At 59.6% G+C, this 21571-nt stretch carries 14 protein-coding genes, 1 tRNA gene and 1 pseudogene; 4 read left to right on the top strand and 12 right to left on the bottom strand.

Annotated elements, in window-relative coordinates:
• Positions 1-37 precede the first annotated feature (37 nt).
• From OZX67_RS01305 to OZX67_RS01295, 3 genes and pseudogenes are all read right to left on the bottom strand, one after another.
• Positions 38-805 (bottom strand): annotated as a pseudogene (locus OZX67_RS01305) (glutamate--tRNA ligase family protein); the annotation flags it as partial.
• A 350-nt stretch (positions 806-1155) separates the two neighbouring features.
• Entirely contained in the window at positions 1156-1995 is an 840-nt protein-coding gene (locus OZX67_RS01300; RefSeq protein ID WP_277143433.1) for a DUF3152 domain-containing protein, read from the bottom strand.
• 855 nt (positions 1996-2850) lie between these two features.
• Complete coding sequence (locus tag OZX67_RS01295) at positions 2851-3591, bottom strand: MIP/aquaporin family protein (RefSeq protein WP_277143431.1); 741 nt, start codon at positions 3589-3591, stop codon at positions 2851-2853.
• Between the two features lie 723 nt (positions 3592-4314).
• Here OZX67_RS01295 and OZX67_RS01290 point away from each other — a divergent pair.
• Positions 4315-4388, top strand: a tRNA-Lys gene (locus OZX67_RS01290).
• Between the two features lie 386 nt (positions 4389-4774).
• Here the strand turns inward: OZX67_RS01290 and OZX67_RS01285 are convergent.
• Together OZX67_RS01285 and OZX67_RS01280 are read right to left on the bottom strand one after the other, a co-directional pair.
• Complete coding sequence (locus tag OZX67_RS01285) at positions 4775-5110, bottom strand: hypothetical protein (RefSeq protein WP_277143429.1); 336 nt, start codon at positions 5108-5110, stop codon at positions 4775-4777.
• 115 nt (positions 5111-5225) lie between these two features.
• The gene (locus OZX67_RS01280) at positions 5226-6014 is read right to left on the bottom strand and encodes a hypothetical protein (protein WP_277143427.1); all 789 of its coding nucleotides are present in this window, start codon (positions 6012-6014) and stop codon (positions 5226-5228) included.
• Between OZX67_RS01280 and OZX67_RS01275 the strand changes: the two genes are divergently transcribed.
• Positions 5962-10326, top strand: coding sequence for a BspA family leucine-rich repeat surface protein (locus OZX67_RS01275; protein ID WP_277143425.1), 4365 nt, complete (start codon positions 5962-5964; stop codon positions 10324-10326). The two genes, OZX67_RS01280 and OZX67_RS01275, sit on opposite strands and share 53 nt — an antisense overlap.
• A 254-nt stretch (positions 10327-10580) precedes the next feature.
• Here the strand turns inward: OZX67_RS01275 and OZX67_RS01270 are convergent, their stop codons facing one another.
• From OZX67_RS01270 to rpsF, 7 genes are all read right to left on the bottom strand, one after another.
• Positions 10581-10772: a hypothetical protein gene (locus OZX67_RS01270; RefSeq protein ID WP_277143423.1), complete on the bottom strand. Its 192-nt coding sequence runs from the start codon at positions 10770-10772 to the stop codon at positions 10581-10583.
• Positions 10773-10809: 37 nt separating this feature from the next.
• Positions 10810-12576 (bottom strand): pyruvate oxidase, encoded by a 1767-nt coding sequence (gene spxB, locus OZX67_RS01265; protein WP_277143421.1) that lies wholly within the window; start codon positions 12574-12576, stop codon positions 10810-10812.
• A gap of 309 nt (positions 12577-12885) precedes the next feature.
• Entirely contained in the window at positions 12886-14304 is a 1419-nt protein-coding gene (locus tag OZX67_RS01260; protein ID WP_277143418.1) for an MFS transporter, read from the bottom strand.
• Between the two features lie 217 nt (positions 14305-14521).
• A complete protein-coding gene (gene rplI, locus OZX67_RS01255) occupies positions 14522-14968 on the bottom strand; it encodes a 50S ribosomal protein L9 (protein ID WP_277143415.1) in 447 nt (148 codons plus the stop codon).
• 16 nt (positions 14969-14984) lie between these two features.
• Positions 14985-15233, bottom strand: coding sequence for a 30S ribosomal protein S18 (rpsR, locus tag OZX67_RS01250; RefSeq protein ID WP_277143412.1), 249 nt, complete (start codon positions 15231-15233; stop codon positions 14985-14987).
• Between the two features lie 76 nt (positions 15234-15309).
• Positions 15310-15966 carry a single-stranded DNA-binding protein gene (locus OZX67_RS01245; RefSeq protein WP_277143408.1) on the bottom strand — a complete coding sequence of 219 codons (657 nt, stop codon included), beginning with the start codon at positions 15964-15966 and terminating at the stop codon, positions 15310-15312.
• Positions 15967-16052: 86 nt separating this feature from the next.
• Positions 16053-16349: a 30S ribosomal protein S6 gene (gene rpsF / locus OZX67_RS01240; RefSeq protein WP_277143406.1), complete on the bottom strand. Its 297-nt coding sequence runs from the start codon at positions 16347-16349 to the stop codon at positions 16053-16055.
• 280 nt (positions 16350-16629) lie between these two features.
• Between rpsF and OZX67_RS01235 the strand changes: the two genes are divergently transcribed.
• Together OZX67_RS01235 and OZX67_RS01230 are read left to right on the top strand one after the other, a co-directional pair.
• A complete protein-coding gene (locus OZX67_RS01235) occupies positions 16630-20121 on the top strand; it encodes a zinc-ribbon domain-containing protein (protein WP_277143405.1) in 3492 nt (1163 codons plus the stop codon).
• A 252-nt stretch (positions 20122-20373) separates the two neighbouring features.
• Positions 20374-21387: a ribose-phosphate diphosphokinase gene (locus OZX67_RS01230; protein ID WP_277143403.1), complete on the top strand. Its 1014-nt coding sequence runs from the start codon at positions 20374-20376 to the stop codon at positions 21385-21387.
• Positions 21388-21571: the final 184 nt, after the last annotated feature.

Raw genomic sequence — 21571 nt, 5'->3', positions numbered from 1 at the left:
CAGACGGAATGCCGTATTTTGCGGCGAAACCTGACATGATCAAAGCCCGCCGAATCCAAATCTGCAACGCCGTGGAACGCAGCAGATCGCGACCGCGGACGATGTCGTTGACACCCATCAGAAGGTCGTCGACCACTACTGCCAGCTGGTAGGAGAAGATGCCATCGGAACGACGAATAATCGTGTCGCCGACCTGAAGCGGCAAATCAAAACGTTGCTTGCCAAATACTCGATCGTCAAACTCGACAACGCTTCCTCGCGCACCTTCTTCGGGCACTGCTATACGCAATGAGTGACGCTGGCCCTCCTCAAGCCTCGAACGCACTTCGTCGGGGTGCTCGGCCAAGAGTTTACGGCACGTTCCGGGATAGATCAGGAACCGGTCGCCCTCCTGCGGCGCCGAGGCCGCGCGCAAATCAGCACGCGAGCAAAAACACGGGTAGACCAAAGGGAAGCCAGCCGGCAGCACACAACCCTCCAGACTTGGACTTCCCCCGATACTTAAGCTTTGAGAGCAAACCCGAGAACCCCCATTTAGTAATACATTATCGTTATCCGGCGAACTAACGAAAGCCTCCGAACCGTTGCCTACAAAATGATGAAAATCAGTATCGGCAAGATCGTCCAAGCTCACCGATTCCAGCGAGCGCAACGCCTCCTCGTAGATTTCCGTGCGTTGCGACTGGTAGACCGGTTCGCCGTCCCAGTCGAGCCCGAGCCAATGCAGATCGTCCATGATCCACTTGTCGGCGTCCTTCACCGCCCGCGGCCCGTCGACGTCCTCGATGCGCAACAGCACCTTGCCACGTTGCCGATTACCGTCAAAACCCTTGCCACGCTGTCCGTTGCCGTCACCGCCCCGGCTCCCGTCACCATACCGGTCCGCATCGCCACCTCGGCCCGCATCGCCGCGCCCATTCTCTTCTCCGGCGTGCGCCGAAAGCCAGGCCGCGAGCATCGCGTAAACGTTGCCGATATGCATGCGGCCGGAAGGCGTGGGCGCGAACCGACCCACCGTGTCGATTCGCGGGGTTCTATTCGATTGCATCGCAGAAGTTTCCGCTACCGATGATTCGTCGGCAGGAACAACCCCGTCATTGTGCCCAGAACGCAACGGCCCAAACCCGCCTTCCGCGCCCAGGCCCGTCCGCCCGCTCATTTCACCCACAGCTCGGAAGCCAGCGGCCATTCGTTGGGCTGGCAGCCGCGCAAGCTCATCGATTGCTCCTGCATCAACGGCGCGGTGGCGCCCGGGGCCGGGCAGGAAGGCTGATTGTCGAGATGGCCGAGGCGGTGGCCCGTTTCGTGGTTGATAATCATTTCCCGATAACGGTCGAGACTCATGCCTGCCGCGAGCATCTGCGGGGTCGCGCCGTTGAAACGGTCCTGGTTGATGATGACGTTGTTGCCGACGCAGCAGCTGTAGTTGCTGGAGCAATTGTCCGAGAACGTCTTCATCTGCGAGGCCTGCGAAAGGTAGACGACGAAATCGCAATGGCTTGAACTGGCATTGTAGGTGAACGTGGCGCCGGCACGCGGCCACCCGCGCGGATCGTTCAGCGTGCGGAAAACGACGTTTTCGAATTTCTGCAGCACGCTGGAATCTCCCACACCGCCCTTGCTGGCCACGCAATACGTATACTGACGAAGCGGCTTGCCGCTGGACGCCGCGGTTTTCTGCGCTGCAGCAAGAATCGTGGCCCGGCTGTGATCGCTCAAAGCCTCCTGCCCGGTCGCCTTCTCCGCATTCGGTTTCGGCGGCTTTTTCTTGCCACTGTCTTTTGCCTGATCCGTCTTCGTCGATTGCCGCGAAGCCTGAGACGAGGCTTGCCGGCTTGCGGAATCATGATGATGGCCGACCGCCGATACCGCAGCCCTGCAGCCCAAAACGATGGCGACGACCACCACCAAAGCCACCACCGCCACAACGACACGGCGGACAAGATAAACCGACTTCGTGGCAGAACGCGAAGCGCTGCGAGGCTTTCGTTCCATCCCGTTTTTCCGACCCGGCTTTCGTGCTCCGTCGTCGCCCAATACGGAACCTATAAACCCTTGCGATATCCCGGAATCCCGATGAGGCGTGTTTACGCGGGAATCCCGTGCACCATGCGCCGTGTTTCGACGGGACGATGAAGCCATATGGGGTTGTTCGCGCGATTTATACGAGGCTTTTGACGTGTTCAATCCCAAGAAAACGCAAAGCGCCCGAAACCCCCGTCGCACGGCGTGATTGAACCCGCGAATGCCCGCGAGCAAAACGCCGCCAAGCCAACGCAGAAAATCGCGAACGACCATGCCGACCTGGCGTCCCGCAGCATTCGCCGATGATTTCCCCACCGGTTTTTTGCCGCGCGGAGACCGCGAGTCTGGCCGTCCACCACGTTTCACATTGTCTCCCGCCATAGGCTTTAATCGTTATGCGTCAATAATAGAGATTCTTTGTGACGAGAAGAATCCGCGCGCCGCCAATTTCCACAATCATCGCAAAACAGAATATGAGATTTTCCGGTTTCCGCACTTTACGATAAACCCATTTCCTCTATTCACGCCTTTGAATTGGCAACGGAATGAAGCGCAAACCCCGACACGAAACCGCGCACGGAGCTCCAGCGCAGAACCCTACGCAGAACCCTGCGGAACCATAAAACCATAAAAGTGGCGCGACCTGCGAAATCACAGACCGCGCCACTGCTGTTGGGTTATGGGGGAATAACGCTCAGAAAAACCTGGCATTCGGCGGAAATGAATACCCGATAAAGAACTATTCAACTATCCGGGACCGGGAACCACTATCCGGGAACCACCAAGAAATTCCGTTACTATAATGCGAGAATTTTCACCGCATGTTTATGCAAGATAGCCGAAGCAGATCTTGTAAATCCATGCACCGATGATGGCGCCGATAATCGGAGCCACAACCGGAATCCAGGCCTCGCCCCAGCGGGAGCTGCCCTTGTGGGGGATCGGGAGGATCCAGTGCAGGAAGCGCGGCACCAAGTCGCGGGCCGGGTTGAGGCCGGGGCCGGTGGATCCGCCCATGGAGGTCACGAGACCCCAGACGATGAGACCGACGACGATGGCCGCGGCGGCCGGGTCCTTCTTGCCCCAAGGCAGGCAGAGCATGCACAGCGCTCCGAGCACGAGGGCGAGGGTGCCGAAAAGCTCGTTGAGGAAGTAGACGACTTTGTTGTTGGAAGCCTCGGTGGTGCTGAACGTCGCGAAAATGGCGTCAGGATTGGTTTCCATCTTGTAATACGGAAGGTAGGTGATGTAGATGATCAGCTGGCCCACGGCCGCACCAAGCAGCTGCGCGACGATATAAGGCAGCACTTCGGACCACGGGAAGAGCCCGTTGGCCGCCTGGCCGATGGTCATCGCGGGATTGATATGCGCGCCGGAGACGGAACCGATCATCATAACCGGGAACATCACGCCGAAACCATAGCCCATCGCTATGTTGAGCCAACCGGTTCCGTGGCCTTTCGTACCTTTAAGTTCAGTGTTGGCGACCGCCCCGTTTCCGAATATCATCAGGAATGCCGTTCCGATGAACTCGGCCGCTAACTTTGTAATTAAAGAGGGACTCATTATTCTTCCTTCTCGAGTGCGACGAACGGCGCCTTCACACAGCTATGTAGTTCAGGCACAGAACATCTATCGTTCTTAGTCATCTCTCGAAAATGTTAGGCTCTAAACGTTGAACTTATCCATATCCGATAACAAGAAGTGTAACTCACTATGAGGATAAGACATTCCGATTTTGATATTTTTTTGTTTTTTCCATCACTTTGTTACGAAAATCACTTTTTTAAATCAATATGTTTTCATTTTTTGACCTAAAAAAACAGCTATTTTCTACCGATAAACTCATTCAAGGAAATTCCGGACTTCATCGCTGACTTCCTGACACATGGAAACAGCCACAATCCAAGAGGGGGTAATTCCCGACTTAGACTCAATAGAGTTATCAAAAAGCGATATAATTGTGCAAAATGCGGCAAACGTTCTTATAAACAATAAAAGAGAATTTCTGCCAAAAATACACTACCCTTAGGCTTCGCATCGTGGGATTTCACAGCGTAAAACCATCGTCGATGCAATCATTCTTTTTGTCTGTAAGTCTGCAGGCGCGATAGAGAACGCACGGCGCTGGAAATCAATGTCTTTCCGCCGAGCGCAAGCCTGCATGCGAACACGTAAACCCTGATCCTACGAAGAATACCGGGGCGCAATACCTAGCGACACACCGCCTTGCGCAACTTCGGCGGTGTATGTATACTATTCTCTTGGCTCTTGTAGTTTTAGACCAGCGCCCCTATAGCTCAGCTGGTTAGAGCAGCTGACTCTTAATCAGCGTGTCCGGGGTTCGAATCCCCGTGGGGGCACAGATGAAATCCGCAGAATCTCAAGGTTCCGCGGATTTTTGATTTTCAACTTGCGTACGAATTCCATAACAACGCTTTTGGCTTAGTATCCTTGATTTCGGATAACTCATTGTTTTTATCTATTAATATGGGCAGTACGTGCCTGATACGTCACAGATATTAGATAGTATTATGGCATTACGTTTCGGCAACAGTATCTTCGTTGAATGCTGTATATATTGAGGGAGTCGTGAAGCGATGTTAGCCAAGATGGCCGTATCTACGCTCTTATGCGCAGCCACCTTGCTTTCGCCCGCCGTTTCTGCACCAATACCGACAGATCAATCCGCGGCATCCACGGACACGACATCGGCTGCGCCGGCTGTGCCACCATCCAATCCAGCACCTCAACCAGCCGAGAAGCCGAATACGTCAAACACCCAAAAGCCCAATACAGACCCAGCTCCCGTTGAGACCCCGAACACCTCAGATACGGACACTTCAGATACCAATAAACCAACCCATAAACCGGCTCCGAGTAAAACAAAACCAAAAAACAACAACACAAAGTCTGTGTTGAAGCGGAATAATGTACCCGCACAATCCAATGATGAAGAAAAACAACCACAGACGGAATCACAGTCGCAGCAACCGACAGTAGAACCACAAGACAACACATGCACCGCCCCGACCGGCATTTGGAATGGTGCCACCGACGGACACATTTCCGGCAGTACCGACACGATTCATTGGACCATGACTGCCGACTGTAAAATGACCATCACCAGCGGCACACTCAGCCACAACTACAGTGCGTCGTATTTCCCGTGGCAAGGAACCAACCAAACCAAAATTGTCTCACTTGATGCCAGCAACCTCATTCTGCAGCCCAGCGCCACGAGCCTGGCCGGCATGTTCCAGGGCGACGCGAAACTGACGGACCTGGACCTTTCGGGCTGGGACACCTCGAAGGTCAGCGACATGGGCGCCACGTTCTGGGGCTGCGCGTCCCTGGCCACCCTGGACCTCTCCGGCTGGAAGACCGGCAGCGCCACCAGCATGGCCAGCATGTTCGCCAACGACACCGCCCTCACCAGCCTCAACCTGCACGGCTGGGACACCCGCAGCGTCTCCAGCATGGCCGGGATGTTCTCCGGCGACACCGTGCTCGCCAGCCTCGACATGGCCGGCTGGGACACCCGCAGCGTCACCAACATGGGCTGGATGTTCTACAACGACGCGGCCCTGGCCGGCCCCGCCGTCTCCGGCTGGGACACCTCGAAGGTCAGCGACATGCGGTCCATGTTCCAGGGCTGCTCGTCGCTGGCCGGCCTCGACCTCTCCGGCTGGAAGACCGGCAGCGCCACCAGCATGGCCAGCATGTTCGCCAACGACACCGCCCTCACCAGCCTCGACCTGCACGGCTGGGACACCTCGAAGGTCGCCTACATGCAGTCCATGTTCCAGGACGACGCGAAGCTGGAAGACCTGAAGATGGACGGGTGGAGCACCGTCGGCCTGGACGCCTCCTCGTCGTCCGTGAACCCGGTGGACGGCATGTTCGCCGGCGACGCCGCCCTCACACCGCCTGGACATGGCCGGCTGGAAGACCGGCCAGCGCACGTACACGCTGATCGACAAGGCCATCGCGACCGCGCCCGCCGCCGCCACCCTCGACATCCACGGCCTGGACACCGGCGACGCCACCGACATCTCCACGATCCTCAACAACACCAGCCTGCGAACCATCAACGCCGACGACTGGACCGGCAGCGCGGCCCGCACCAGGATGACCTACCTGTTCTCCAACAGCCCGAACCTGACCACCGTCTCCGCCAGGAACCTCGCCACCGCGCGCGCCACGAACCTGGCCGGCATGTTCGCCGGCGACGCGAAGCTGACGGACCTGAAGACGGAAGGGTGGGACATCACCGGCCTGGACGCCTCCTCGCCCACGAGCCCCGTGGACGGCATGTTCGCCGGCGACACCGCCCTCACCGCCCTGGACATGGCCGGCTGGAAGACCGGCCAGCGCACGTACACGCTAATCGACAAGGCCATCGCGACCGCGCCCGCCGCCGCCACCCTCGACATCCACGGCCTGGACACCGGCGACGCCGCCAGCATCGACCGGATCCTCGCCAACCTCAACCTCACCGGCATCAACGCCGACGACTGGACCGGCAGCGCGGCCCGCACCACCATGACCTACCTGTTCCTCAACGACACCAACCTGACCACCGTCTCCGCCAGGAACCTCGCCACCGCGCGCGCCACGAGCCTGGCCGGCATGTTCCAGGGCGACGCGAAACTGACGGACCTGGACCTTTCGGGCTGGGACACCTCGAAGGTCAGCGACATGGGCGCCACGTTCTGGGGCTGCGCGTCCCTGGCCACCCTGGACCTCTCCGGCTGGAAGACCGGCAGCGCCACCAGCATGGCCAGCATGTTCGCCAACGACACCGCCCTCACCAGCCTCAACCTGCACGGCTGGGACACCCGCAGCGTCTCCAGCATGGCCGGGATGTTCTCCGGCGACACCGTGCTCGCCAGCCTCGACATGGCCGGCTGGGACACCCGCAGCGTCACCAACATGGGCTGGATGTTCTACAACGACGCGGCCCTGGCCGGCCCCGCCGTCTCCGGCTGGGACACCTCGAAGGTCAGCGACATGCGGTCCATGTTCCAGGGCTGCTCGTCGCTGGCCGGCCTCGACCTCTCCGGCTGGAAGACCGGCAGCGCCACCAGCATGGCCAGCATGTTCGCCAACGACACCGCCCTCACCAGCCTCGACCTGCACGGCTGGGACACCTCGAAGGTCGCCTACATGCAGTCCATGTTCCAGGACGACGCGAAGCTGGAAGACCTGAAGATGGACGGGTGGAGCACCGTCGGCCTGGACGCCTCCTCGTCGTCCGTGAACCCGGTGGACGGCATGTTCGCCGGCGACGCCGCCCTCACCGCCCTGGACATGGCCGGCTGGAAGACCGGCCAGCGCACGTACACGCTGATCGACAAGGCCATCGCGACCGCGCCCGCCGCCGCCACCCTCGACATCCACGGCCTGGACACCGGCGACGCCACCGACATCTCCACGATCCTCAACAACACCAGCCTGCGAACCATCAACGCCGACGACTGGACCGGCAGCGCGGCCCGCACCAGGATGACCTACCTGTTCTCCAACAGCCCGAACCTGACCACCGTCTCCGCCAGGAACCTCGCCACCGCGCGCGCCACGAACCTGGCCGGCATGTTCGCCGGCGACGCGAAGCTGACGGACCTGAAGACGGAAGGGTGGGACATCACCGGCCTGGACGCCTCCTCGCCCACGAGCCCCGTGGACGGCATGTTCGCCGGCGACACCGCCCTCACCGCCCTGGACATGGCCGGCTGGAAGACCGGCCAGCGCACGTACACGCTAATCGACAAGGCCATCGCGACCGCGCCCGCCGCCGCCACCCTCGACATCCACGGCCTGGACACCGGCGACGCCGCCAGCATCGACCGGATCCTCGCCAACCTCAACCTCACCGGCATCAACGCCGACGACTGGACCGGCAGCGCGGCCCGCACCACCATGACCTACCTGTTCCTCAACGACACCAACCTGACCACCGTCTCCGCCAGGAACCTCGCCACCGCGCGCGCCACGAGCCTGGCCGGCATGTTCCAGGGCGACGCGAAACTGACGGACCTGGACCTTTCGGGCTGGGACACCTCGAAGGTCAGCGACATGGGCGCCACGTTCTGGGGCTGCGCGTCCCTGGCCACCCTGGACCTCTCCGGCTGGAAGACCGGCAGCGCCACCAGCATGGCCAGCATGTTCGCCAACGACACCGCCCTCACCAGCCTCAACCTGCACGGCTGGGACACCCGCAGCGTCTCCAGCATGGCCGGGATGTTCTCCGGCGACACCGTGCTCGCCAGCCTCGACATGGCCGGCTGGGACACCCGCAGCGTCACCAACATGGGCTGGATGTTCTACAACGACGCGGCCCTGGCCGGCCCCGCCGTCTCCGGCTGGGACACCTCGAAGGTCAGCGACATGCGGTCCATGTTCCAGGGCTGCTCGTCGCTGGCCGGCCTCGACCTCTCCGGCTGGAAGACCGGCAGCGCCACCAGCATGGCCAGCATGTTCGCCAACGACACCGCCCTCACCAGCCTCGACCTGCACGGCTGGGACACCTCGAAGGTCGCCTACATGCAGTCCATGTTCCAGGACGACGCGAAGCTGGAAGACCTGAAGATGGACGGGTGGAGCACCGTCGGCCTGGACGCCTCCTCGTCGTCCGTGAACCCGGTGGACGGCATGTTCGCCGGCGACGCCGCCCTCACCGCCCTGGACATGGCCGGCTGGAAGACCGGCCAGCGCACGTACACGCTGATCGACAAGGCCATCGCGACCGCGCCCGCCGCCGCCACCCTCGACATCCACGGCCTGGACACCGGCGACGCCACCGACATCTCCACGATCCTCAACAACACCAGCCTGCGAACCATCAACGCCGACGACTGGACCGGCAGCGCGGCCCGCACCAGGATGACCTACCTGTTCTCCAACAGCCCGAACCTGACCACCGTCTCCGCCAGGAACCTCGCCACCGCGCGCGCCACGAACCTGGCCGGCATGTTCGCCGGCGACGCGAAGCTGACGGACCTGAAGACGGAAGGGTGGGACATCACCGGCCTGGACGCCTCCTCGCCCACGAGCCCCGTGGACGGCATGTTCGCCGGCGACACCGCCCTCACCGCCCTGGACATGGCCGGCTGGAAGACCGGCCAGCGCACGTACACGCTAATCGACAAGGCCATCGCGACCGCGCCCGCCGCCGCCACCCTCGACATCCACGGCCTGGACACCGGCGACGCCGCCAGCATCGACCGGATCCTCGCCAACCTCAACCTCACCGGCATCAACGCCGACGACTGGACCGGCAGCGCGGCCCGCACCACCATGACCTACCTGTTCCTCAACGACACCAACCTGACCACCGTCTCCGCCAGGAACCTCGCCACCGCGCGCGCCACGAGCCTGGCCGGCATGTTCCAGGGCGACGCGAAACTGACGGACCTGGACCTTTCGGGCTGGGACACCTCGAAGGTCAGCGACATGGGCGCCACGTTCTGGGGCTGCGCGTCCCTGGCCACCCTGGACCTCTCCGGCTGGAAGACCGGCAGCGCCACCAGCATGGCCAGCATGTTCGCCAACGACACCGCCCTCACCAGCCTCAACCTGCACGGCTGGGACACCCGCAGCGTCTCCAGCATGGCCGGGATGTTCTCCGGCGACACCGTGCTCGCCAGCCTCGACATGGCCGGCTGGGACACCCGCAGCGTCACCAACATGGGCTGGATGTTCTACAACGACACCAATATCAAACAAATACGATTGGACCAACACACGGATACATTGATACCCTCAATTCGATCCGACGTATTCCCTGCCAGCCGTAACCTTATAGTCATGGTTGAAGGGGAAACCACCACAACTGGTGGACAGGGCTCCTTTGCATCTGACAAGGCCGAAGACAGCAACTATAAAGTCAACCAAGCCACTTGGTTCAAGGTCGCCGACCGCGGCATCATTTACAGTGGATCAAGTAGTTATGGCATTTATCCGCCGGCATGCGTCAGCTGGAGCAATGACTCCACTTCCACCTGCACCGTCGCCGGATCAGCGGGGCTGACACCTCCCATGGGCCAACAACTCCTGAGCTGGAAGTCCACCACCGACAACACCACCTACAGGCCCGGCCAAACCGTATCGCTGACCACTCCGTCATTCGTCACGGTCACCCCCCAATGGGGAATCCTCGAAACTGTATCCGCACTGCCTCTGACCGGCGCCGACAAGCACCAGACGCTCGTCAAAATGCTGCTGCTCGCCGCCGCCTTGCTCACACTCGCCACCACCACTGTCCTCCGCAATCGTCAGCGCAACAGCAGCGCGGAGTAAGAGCTACATATATATACTCTTATAAGAATTTCGGCTTTATGGAAGTTTGTGATATGTTCGAAATGTCGGTTGAGGTCGGTTCACTTCGGGGCACTTACCCGGGTCTTCAAAGCTTCGCCTCGTTGGGCTTCACTGATAGGGCAGCTTATTATCTCTGTCCTCTTTTTTAATCGATTCGTGCGGGTCATCGGCTTCGGCTGGTGGCCCGCACGAGTTTTCTCTAATTTACTTTCAATGCCGTTAAATCCGAGCATTCAACGACCGTAAGGCTGGCCGATAAGGTCTTCCAACGTGGCACGAACCGACGGGTCGACGTCGTGCGGGACGCCGCCGGAAGCGACGCGGGCCGACTCGGCCAGGGCGATGTCGTCCGTGTACTTGTCGAGATTGAAGCGACGCGCGACGATGATGCAGATTATGAACGAAACGACATGCCATCCAATCATCAACGCTCCTCTGCTCCCGCGCACGGCCGAACGAATTCTACAGCTCGATGCGGCGGCTCAGACTATGCTTTTCAAGCAACTGGCCGACCGGCACCAGACCCTCGGAATGGTAGGTGCGGGCGAAGGCGTCCACATCCGCCTGGGTATGGTTATCGTCCGGCTCAAGCACGAGCTGCTCGACCGGCAACGGACGCGCGCTGCTGATCTTCACGTCGATGACCACCGGGCCGTCTTGCGGTTTCGCGGCCTCGGCGAACGCCGCATCGAGCTCGGCGAGCGTGCGGACCTCGAAGCCCTTGGCTCCCAGCCCTGTGGCGGCATCGGCGTAATTGCCGTCGATCAGATCTACGCCCGAACGAGGCTGGTGGTTATCGTCCTGCTCCCCCACGATGAAGCCCAGCTCCTCGTTGGTCAGCACGATATTGATAATCGGCTCGTGATACTTGACCTGCGTCAAAATATCCTGCATATTCATCGCGAAACCGCCGTCGCCACTGATCGAGAAGACCTGGCGGCCGGGGTAGCTTTCCTGCGCGCCGATGGCCGACGGCAAGGCGTTGCCCATCGTGGCGTACCAAGCGGAGGTCGCAATCTTCTGGGTGGGCTTGATTTTGAGCAGACGATACGATTCGATGGTCACGTTACCGACGTCCACCGAGAAGATGGCGTCGTCCTTGGCCATACGGTTGATGCGGGCGAAAACAGTATCGACGTCAAGCGGGGTGTTATTGAGATCTTCGCGCGCGGCAAGCCATTCGCCCCAATTTGTGCGGTCTTCCACCAACGCGTCATAATAAGGCCGCGAATCAACGGTCGGCGCAACCTCAATCATGGCTTTCAGCGTCTCCTTGGCGTCCGCAACGATGCCGAGATCCACGCGATGGCGCTTGGCGATATCGGTCTGCTTGTTGGTAACCTGAATGAATTGCGTTTGCGGATGGATAAAGAAAGGTGCAAACGGCATGTTGGTGCCGATGAAAAGAACAACGTCGGCTGTGGAGGCGGCGTCGACTCCCGGCTTGGAAGCCACTCGTCCGGCGCTCAGCATATACGCCTTCTCGTCTTCCGGCAGTACACCAATGCCCAAAACCGACGACATCATCGGAATCTTCATTTTGTCGGAAAGCGCCTTGAGCTCGGCGGCCGCGTCCTTGGCCCCGGCACCGAAGTAGATCAGCGGCTTCTTGGCATTGTTCAGCATTTCGACTGCTTTGGCCACGTCCTTGGCGTCCGGTTTGAGGCAAGACTTGCCGAGCGTGAAATCGTGCGCGGTGGAATAGGTGACGTCGTCAATCGGTGCCCAGCCCAAATCCTTGGGAATGACGACCACCGCGACGCCGGAATGTTCGTAGGCCTGACGGATGGCCTGGTCGACCACGCTCGGCAGCTGCTTGGCGGTCATCACCGTGCGGTCATAAACAGACACGTCCTCGAAAATCGGCCCTTCGTCGATTTCCTGGAAATAATCGGTGTTCATCATCGAGGTCGGCACCTGCGCCACCAGCGCGAGCACCGGAACGTGGTCGTACTTGGCGTCGTAAAGGCCGTTGAGAAGATGAACGGCACCGGGACCTGCGGAGCCGAAGCACACGCCGATCTTGCCGGTGAACTTGGCCTCACCGACGGCGGCGAGCGCACCCGCCTCCTCGTGACGGACCTGAATGTATTTCATGGTGTCGCGCCGGTTGTAGAGCGCATTCATCGTGGAGTCGAATGACCCTCCGGGGAGTCCGAAGATATGGTTTACACCCCAGTCTTCAAGTACCTTGATCATCGCGTCGGATGCATTGATTTTGTCAGCCATCGTCGGCCCCTTTCGCTTCATTGCCAATGTTGGTTCACGATGTCGGGTGACGTTTGCCGCTTCCTACGCTCTTGCCGAATCTCACGTTCTCCTTTTAAACGTTCAACACCAAACGGCTTTGTCGATCGGAGAACCAACAAACGCTTTCGCATCGGTTGCCTTAACAATAATGCAGGAGACTTCGATTTAAGTATTACGAAGTCGTTTTCCAGCCGTAAGCGAATGTGATGAAACCTACCCTGTGATGTTACTTGCATTGTGCAGGAAACGCGACGCTTGCAGCACCCGCATAATCGCACAAAGCAACGGTCACACTTCGACCTTCTGCATTTCGACGGATGGGGTCTTGCGGATTTTGATGGAGACCAATGTAATGCAGAGCGCGACCACCGAGAGCACAATCAGCAGGGCGAAAGCGTTCGTGGCGCCGGCGGCCGAAGCGGCCTTGACGTTGTGCGGGATGTGGGCCTCGCTCAAGGAAAGCGACGCGGAAAGCACCGTCGTCCCCAGCGAGCCGGCGTACTGTTGCAGCACGTTGAACAGCGAGTTGAAATCGGTCTGCTGCGCCCCGGAGACGAATTTGCTGGCGTCCGACATCGTGTTGCCGTAACCGAAGTTGAACCCGGCGCGAAGGAACATGTAGAGCAGCGTCAGGATCACGACGGTCGCCTTGCCAGTCAGAGCCCACAACGCACTTGCGCCGACAATCAGCGAAATGTTCGAGACCAGCAGCACCAGCGTCGGGCCTCGACGGTCGTAAAGTCTGCCGACGAACGGGGCGATGAAAGCGCCGAGCAGCGAACCAGGCAGGAGCATCAGGCCGGCGGCCAGCGAATCGATGCCAAGGAAATTCTCGGCGAACACCGGAAGCAGGAAGGAGCTGCCGATGTTGATGAACTGGAGAATGGCGTAATTCGCGCCCCGCAGGCTCACGATTGCGTTTTTGAAAAGACGGAGATTCAGCAGCGGGGACTTGGAGGCGAGGCAGCGCCAGATGAAGAGACCGAGCAAAACCACTGCCGCGCAGATCGCGATGGCGACTTTGTACGACCAACCGCCGCCGGCTCCGAACTGGTCGAAAATCTCGGTGAAGCTGATCATGAAGAAGCTCAGCAACACCAATCCGATGCCGTCAAAGGACTTGCCCGCGCCCTCGGCCTTCAAGCGCAGATTGGTTTCACCCAGAATCCACGCGATGACCAGCAGAGGCAGCGTGAAGACAAAGATGATGCGCCAGGAGAAGTAGTGATTGATGAGGCCGCCGTAGGTGGGGCCGAGCGCGGGCGCGAAGGAGGTGACCATATTCGCCACCCCGACGTACGTGCCGCGCCGGCTGACCGGCACCAGCGCGAGAATGACGTTGATCATCAAAGGTGTGGAAACGCCCGTGGCCGCGGCCTGGAGCAGGCGGCCGAGCAGCAAAAGCCAGTAGTTGAGCGGCAGGCAGCACAGAACCGTGCCGACGATGCTGACAATGACGGCGCAGCGGAAAAGCAGACGCGTATCGAAACGCTTGAGCAGGAACGACGACGTGCTCATCACGATGGTCACCATCAGCAGGTAGCCCGAGGTCAGCAGCTGGATGGTGGAAAGCGGCAGGCCGAATTCCCGCGTCATCGTCGGGAAGCAGACATTCAACGAAGTCTCGGTCAGAATCCCGATGAAGGAAAGCAGCGCAGCCGCCGCGATGGATAGTTTTGTCTGTGTGGAAACACGTTCTTCTTGCAAATTCTTTAAACCTCAACATACTTTTGCCGAAACAGGCATTGAAGGGTGTGGCAACAGTTGGCGCGCTCCGACCCCCCGAACACGCAACTTATCTAGTATACGCCGATAGCCGCGATCGTTTTAAAATGAAAAATCCCGCCTGCGCGATTGACGTGCAGCGGGATTTCTCTTGCTTAAGCTTGCGGTTTTTGAAAACCGATTTCGGCACAAACCGGAATTACTCGGCGACCACCTTGACGGTGAAGTTCGCGGAGATTTCGGGGTGCAGGGCCACGGTGGCGGGGAACTCGCCGGTGGTCTTGATGGTCTCGACCTTGATCGCCTTCGGATCGACGGCGGCCTTGGATTCGAGCGCGGTTGCGATGTCCATGGCGGAGATGCCGCCGAACAGCTTGCCGGACTCGGAGACCTTGGCCTTCAGCTCGACGACGGTGCCGTCGATGGCGGTCTTGGCGGCCACGGCGTCTTCACGGGTGGCGACGGACTTGGCCAGGCGTGCGCGCTTCATCGCTTCGATTTGCGAAGCGGCGCCCTTGCTCCACGCGAAGGCGAGGCCCTGCGGGATCAGGTAGTTGCGTGCGTAGCCGGACTTGACCTCGACAACGTCACCGGAGTGACCGAGGTTGGAGACGGACTTGGTAAGAATAACCTTAGTTTCAGCCATTGTTCGTGCCCTCCTATCAGCGGCCGTTGGTGGCGTAAGGCAGCAGAGCCATCTCGCGCGCGTTCTTGATGGCGCGGGAAATCTCACGCTGCTCCTGGATGGTCACGCCGGTGATGCGGCGCGAACGGATCTTGCCGCGGTCGGAGATGAACTTGCGCAGCAGAGCGGTGTCCTTGTAATCGATCTCGGTGATCTTCGCAGCCTTCAGCGGGTTCGGCTTTTTCTTGAACGGCTTGACTGGTGGTTTTGGCCTTTTACGTGACATATCAATGTCTCCTTAACACTTATAAACGTCTATTTGTTTGATGCTTTACGCAACTTGCGCGTTACCGCGGCTATCGCTAGAACTCCGGCTCGTCGGAATCCCCGCCGAAATCGGAGCTTCCTCCGAATGTCGAGAATCCGTCGCCCGAGTTGTTGGAACCGCCCCACGGATCAGCTGCGGGGGCCTGGGATTGGCTCTGCTGCTGGGATTGCGAAGCCGAAGCTCCGCCCGAGTAGCCTGCGCCGCCCTGGTATCCGCCGTTGCCGCCGGCATTGTAGCCGCCGCTGTAACCGCCGCCATTGTTGCCGGCACCGCCGTTATAGCCTCCGTTGTTGCGGGAACTACCTTGGAACCCGCCGTTCGAAGAGGACTGGCGTTGCACCTGGGCGGTGGCATAGCGCAGGGACGGGCCGATCTCATCGACCGTCATCTCCACGACCGTGCGGTTTGTTCCGTCGTTGGCGGTGTACGAACGCTGCTGCAAGCGGCCCTGCGCAATCACGCGCATGCCCTTGGAAAGCGAGGAAGCGCAATGGTCGGCCATATCCCGCCACGCGGAGCAGCGCATGAAGAGGGCGTTGCCGTCTTCCCACTGGTTCGTGTTGCGGTTATAGGTGCGCGGCGTCGAAGCGATCGTGAAACTCGCGACCGATGCCCCGCTGCCGATTGTGCGCAGCTCAGGGTCAGCCGTAAGGTTGCCGATAATCGTGATAACCGTATCTCCTGCTGCCATGACGTGCCTTCCTCACCAACTTTTGGCTTTGTCGATAATGATAAAGCAAAAGCAAATAGACTAAAATTTATTATTCCTAAACGGAATTACTTGACATCCTTGCGAAGAATCTTCGTGCGGATTACGGACTCGTTCAGGTTCAGGACGCGGTCCAGCTCATCGTTCGTTGCCGGCTCGCAGCTGTAGTTGACCACGACGTAGTTGCCTTCGGTCTTGCCATCGATCTCATAGGCAAGCTTGCGGCGTCCCCAGATATCGGGGTCGGAAACGGAACCGCCCTCTTTGGTGACGATTTCCATATATTCATTGGTCAGCTTCTTCAAGGCTCTTTCGTCAAGCTCCGGATCGGCGATGAACATCAGTTCATACTTGTGTGCAGACATCACCCACCTCCTTCGGACTAAAGTCGGCCGCGGTCTTTCCGCGACAGGAGTGTGTATGCGTGCCATCTCAAGGCGCAAAAGCGCGCCAGACATAGCTTTTCTATATTAGGGGTTCCCGCCGACTTCATCGACCGGTCAATCCAGTCCGATACAGGTGCATATTTTGCGATAAACGTTGCCACAGAACCCTTTAGTTTTGTTGACCCTGCGTCATATTCTTGGCAGCGTTGGTAATACCCTAACGTTGGGGTCAAGAAGAGATGAAAATCAGGGAGAAAAGATGATTTGCCCTCACTGCGGTGCAACAATACCTGAAAACGCCAAATTCTGTTCACACTGCGGGCAGCGCACGGCATCCGCCGACTCACAGCCGTCGCAGAATCTCAATGGCGCGGCAAGCAACGCACCCTCGAAAACACCGATCCCCGCCAAGCCGACACCCTCGCCTTCGATTCCTCTGCCGGGCAGGCAAAACCCTGCCCCTTCCCCTTCCCCGACGGCAGGAGCACCTGCAGCCGGCACTCCAATACCCTTGTCTTCCGGGCAACCGACCGGTGCCACTGCACCATTCGGCGCCGCGCCCGGAACGCAACCGGCATCCTCCGCCACGCCGTTCACTGCGACACCCACACCGGGGGCGAGCGGGCCTCAAAGTCCCGCGCCCGCAGGGCAGCCAAAGAAAAGTTCCAAGTTCACCGCCGAACTGGGCAGAATATTCAAAGACATGGTGACGCAACCCAGCCTCAAAGCCATGGGGACCTCGCTCGGCATCGGACTGGCCGCAGCCATAGTGCTGGCCCTGATCAATGCCATTGTCATCACTTCAAAACTCAGCAGTGTCATCAATATGGCCGAAGTCGCCGCACAAGGCTCCACAGCCTCGGGAAACCCGGCATCCATCAGCATGCCGAATTTCTTGCAGGTACTAGTTTCCGCCCTCATCAGCGGCGTGGCCGGTTCCTACTCTCTGAAAATCTCGGCCATGGGCATGGATGTGGACAAAATCGGCGCCCATATCTCGTTGTGGGGGCCGATGACCCTATCCGGGGTTGCGCTGCTCATCGGCGCGGCATTCGGCGCCTATCTGCTCGCCCATAAAACGACCTCGCGCTTCAAGTGGGACGGCATCGCCAACTCGGTTGTGGTCGGTTTGCTGACCGGTCTCATCTACGTCATCCTCGGTGCCATCTTCCCGCTTTCATTCAGCGGTGCCATCTCCGGCGGCTCATCACCGCTCAGCGACCTTTCCAGCAGCCTGATGGGCGGTTCCCAATCGTCCAGCGCAAACGGATCGATGCTCGTCAGCGGCGCCACGCCACGCACTTTCCTCATGGCCACCGTCTTCGCCGGGTTCGGCGCTCTGCTTGGCTTCGCGCTGGCGCAATACGCCCCCGACAGCACCAACGTCTTCAAAGCGGCATGGCGATGGGCCCACCGCCTGCGCGGGTTCGCCCGCACCACCGTGGAGGCGTTCTCCATCTATACGCTGGTCTACACGGTTCTCGGACTCGTGGCGTTCATCGTTCTGGCGTTCGTGGTCAAGATCCCATCGCTGCTGCTGTTCATCCCGTCGCTATTCCCGCTCTGGCCTCTGTTTCTGCTGGAGTTCTCCTCGTTCGGCGGCCTTGGGCTCTCAGCTTTGGGCATGGTCTCGGGCGATCTCACCTGCTTCACGTTGTTCGGATGGACCGGACTGGCCAAAATCAACGGCAACGGCGATATCGTCAAGTCGGTGCCGCCGCAACTGACGACGCCCGGGGCGCTGCCCATTCCCGGCGGTCTCATCGCGATAACCATCGTGCTGATTGTCGTCTTCATTCTCACCACCCTTTACATCGCGCTACGTGCCGCCGCCCGCAATATGCAGGACCGCTATTACATGGGCTGGAAGCATACATGGAAACAACCTGTGGCGGTGGGAATCTTCTGGCTGTTCGCCACATTCGTGTCCGCCACCGGTCTATCGGTGAAAATCGGCGGTGTCGCGGGCATGGCCACGAATCTGCTGGGCGGAGTGATCAGCTCGGCGACGGGCGGCATCGACCCCTCAAAGCTCCACGGCTCCATCTCGTTGGAACTGTGGTATTTCCTGGTAGCCATGGTCTGGGCTTTCCTCATCGAAGTGGTGGCCATGACTTTCGGCCCGACGCTGGTGGCATCCATGCCCTTCCTCTGGAAGATATTCAAGGGCGGGCAAGTAGAAGCGACCCCAGCCGCCGTACGCCAATATGTCAACGCATGTGACGCCCGGTTCGGCAAAGCCCAGAAGAATGAGCGTGGAGGGCAAGCCGGCCCCGGCGGAAATACCCCAGAAGGTTCAGCCGGCTCAGCCGGCTCCCCTTGGCCCGGCAATCCGAACGGCTCCACCGGCCCCAACGGCTCCACCGTACCGGGCTCCCCCAACGCGCCGCAGGGAACGGCCAATGCCACTTTCCCACTGCCTACACAAGGTTCGTCACTACCAACATCCGGTCCGTCGCTGCCCACGCCGAATCCTGCATCGACCGGTCCGCTCCCGGCTCCAAGTCAAGCCGGCACGCCGCAGGGCAACGGGCCCAGCCCCCTGCCTGGAACCCAACCGGTCAACGGCGAATATATGCGTTCGATGGCCGGCGATGGCAGCGATGCCCTTGCGAGTCCCGCCGAAACGTATATGTCGACTTTCGCCGACGACAGCCCCCAAGAGAACCTCGTCCCACCGGCGCTGAGTGGAGCCGCAAGTACGGCAAAGCCGATCAACGCCAAGCAGAAGCGGATTATCATCATTTGCTCGGCCGTTGTCGGGGCATGCGTGTTGCTCGGCATCGTCTATGGTGTGCTGAACGCGACGGTGTTCAGCGCGAAGACGGTGGTCAACCAATACACCGACGCCATCGCCTCCGGTGACTTCGACCATGCTAATGCCATCGCCGACCCGCAAGTAAGCGGCAAGAAAGCCGCACTACTGACGAATAAAGCCGCAAAGCAGGGCTCCACTATTTCCAACGCTCGCGCGACCTCCACCACGAGGAACGCCGATGGCTCGACCTCGGTGAGCCTTACCTACACCCTTTCAGGCAAAACCCACAACGAAACGTTGAATTTGGCTTCAAAAGGCCGTCAACTGCTTATTTTCAACAAATGGGTCATCACCACCCCGTTGGTCTCGAACCTGCATGTTTCCGGGCCGAACGCGGTCAAAGAGCTGAATATCAACGGCATCAGCATTACCGACGAAAATTCAAGCGATACCGGCAGCTCAGGGTCGCGATCGAACAAGGCATACAGTTTCAAGGCCTACCCCGGCACCTACACCGTCAAAGCGGCGGCGAGCGATTACATGACCTGTAATACACTTTCGTTGGAGCCGGTTTCACCGAACGGCGGTTCCTCTGCTCCAAGCGATGACAATACCCTCACGGCAAAGCCGACAGACAAACTCAAAGACGCCCTCAATGAGGAAGTCAAGAAGAAAATCGACGAATGCGCCTCGTCCACGGACGCCGAGCCAGACGGTTGCCCATTCGGCGATTCGTATTATCAAAACAATTCGGATTATTCGGATTTCTCCTGGAGCGTCAGTTCCTATCCCGAAGTCGACGAGGCCAATATGAGCGACTCGTCGTTCACCACCGCAGCCAACAGCGGCGAAATGGACTTCTATTACAAATATCGCTACTTCTACGACGATGACTGGGAATCGGAAAACACCAAATGCAACATCAACGAAATGAAGGGAACGTTCAGCATTGACGGCAACAAGGTGAACGTGAAGTTCCATGATTTTGACTGATATGGTTCAAAGTTCGCTTATATCTCAGGCGGCGTATTACGTATACCGGTAGCGGAAAAGTCTACTGAAACAAAGCCCACAGCACGGCAAAATATGATTGCAGCCCCGCGCAACCCGCCTTCCGACGATTTGCGCGGGGTTGCGCTATATTAGAAGAGGTTTCTTGTGATCCATCCTTGTTCCGCCGCATCCGGTTCATATAATGCCGGGTTGCCGATACGGGCGCAGAGACGATAAAGCGGAAGGCGAGATATGTCGGCGATTCTTGAAGGAAAGCCCAAAAAACGACTGGCATTGGTGACAGGTCGAGCGTATCCGGAACAGGCAACGGCCACGGCCGAGTGTCTGGGTACCGTGCCGCTTGAAACCACCGCTTATGACTTCGCGAACGGCGAGATGTATGTTCGTTATACCGAGCCGGTGCGCGGCGCGGACGTCTTCGTGCTGCAATCGCACACCGACCCGATCAACAAGTGGATCATGGAGCAGCTGCTGATGATCGACGCCTTGAAGCGCGCCTCCGCCCGCTCCATCACCGTCGTCGCGCCGTTCCTCGGCTATTCGCGTCAGGACAAGAAGGGCCTGGGCCGCGAGCCCATCACCGCCCGCCTGATGTTCGACCTCTTCCAGAGCGCCGGAGCCGACCGCATCATGACCGTCGACCTGCACGCCTCGCAGGAGCAGGGCTTCTTCGACGGGCCGGTCGACCACCTGACCGCGATGCCGGTGCTGCTTGATTACGTGAAGAACTCGATGCCGCTTGAAAACGCGACCATCGTCTCCCCTGATGCAGGCCGCATCAAGGTTTCCGAACGCTGGGCCGCCAAACTCGGCGGACTGCCGCTTGCTTTTATCCATAAGACCCGCGACGTCACTCGTCCGAACCATGCCGTGGCCCATGGCATCATCGGCGAAGTGCGCGGGCGCGACTGCGTGGTCGTCGACGATATGATCGACACCGCCGGCACCATTTGCGAGGCCGTGCGTACCCTGCGCGAGGCCGGCGCGCAGTCGGTGACGCTCGTCGCCACCCACGGGCTTTTGTCCGGGCCGGCCGTCGAGCGGCTCAAAAACTGCGGTGCGCGCGAAATCGTGTTGATGGACACCGTTCCGGTTCCCGAGGAGAAGCGTCTGCCGAACATGACCGTGCTCTCCATCGCCCCGCTGCTGGCCGCCGGCATCCGCTCGGTTTTCGAGTCCGGCTCGGTCTCCGGCCTGATGGAAGGCCTCCCCGACGACATGCACCCGCGCAACATGTACGCGTAATCGGCCAGCCCATGTACGCGTGACCGCCAACCCAATTGCGTTTACGACGCTGCCACTCTTCCACTCGTCGCATACGCAATCTCATCCTGCGTTCGAGACGCATAGACGCCACTCACCGTCACATATCAAATCTCACCTTGCAAACGCGACGCCATGAATCCCCCAAGCGTCACAAATACAACAC

The sequence above is a fragment of the Bifidobacterium sp. ESL0728 genome (assembly GCF_029392015.1).
Classification (GTDB): Bacteria; Actinomycetota; Actinomycetes; order Actinomycetales; family Bifidobacteriaceae; genus Bifidobacterium.
Note: the sequence above shows the minus strand (reverse complement) of the source record. Positions and strands in the feature narration are given on the sequence as shown.

What these genes read in the sequence shown, in the direction of transcription:
- OZX67_RS01270 (WP_277143423.1), bottom strand. Translation starts at nt 10,772, where the DNA reads ATGATTGGATGGCATGTCGTTTCGTTCATAATCTGCATCATCGTCGCG.
- spxB (WP_277143421.1), bottom strand. Translation starts at nt 12,576, where the DNA reads ATGGCTGACAAAATCAATGCATCCGACGCGATGATCAAGGTACTTGAA.
- rplI (WP_277143415.1), bottom strand. Translation starts at nt 14,968, where the DNA reads ATGGCTGAAACTAAGGTTATTCTTACCAAGTCCGTCTCCAACCTCGGT.
- OZX67_RS01295 (WP_277143431.1), bottom strand. Translation starts at nt 3,591, where the DNA reads ATGAGTCCCTCTTTAATTACAAAGTTAGCGGCCGAGTTCATCGGAACG.
- rpsR (WP_277143412.1), bottom strand. Translation starts at nt 15,233, where the DNA reads ATGTCACGTAAAAGGCCAAAACCACCAGTCAAGCCGTTCAAGAAAAAG.
- OZX67_RS01280 (WP_277143427.1), bottom strand. Translation starts at nt 6,014, where the DNA reads ATGGCCTTGTCGATCAGCGTGTACGTGCGCTGGCCGGTCTTCCAGCCG.
- rpsF (WP_277143406.1), bottom strand. Translation starts at nt 16,349, where the DNA reads ATGTCTGCACACAAGTATGAACTGATGTTCATCGCCGATCCGGAGCTT.
- OZX67_RS01275 (WP_277143425.1), top strand. Translation starts at nt 5,962, where the DNA reads ATGGCCGGCTGGAAGACCGGCCAGCGCACGTACACGCTGATCGACAAG.
- OZX67_RS01300 (WP_277143433.1), bottom strand. Translation starts at nt 1,995, where the DNA reads ATGGAACGAAAGCCTCGCAGCGCTTCGCGTTCTGCCACGAAGTCGGTT.
- OZX67_RS01235 (WP_277143405.1), top strand. Translation starts at nt 16,630, where the DNA reads ATGATTTGCCCTCACTGCGGTGCAACAATACCTGAAAACGCCAAATTC.
- OZX67_RS01245 (WP_277143408.1), bottom strand. Translation starts at nt 15,966, where the DNA reads ATGGCAGCAGGAGATACGGTTATCACGATTATCGGCAACCTTACGGCT.
- OZX67_RS01230 (WP_277143403.1), top strand. Translation starts at nt 20,374, where the DNA reads ATGTCGGCGATTCTTGAAGGAAAGCCCAAAAAACGACTGGCATTGGTG.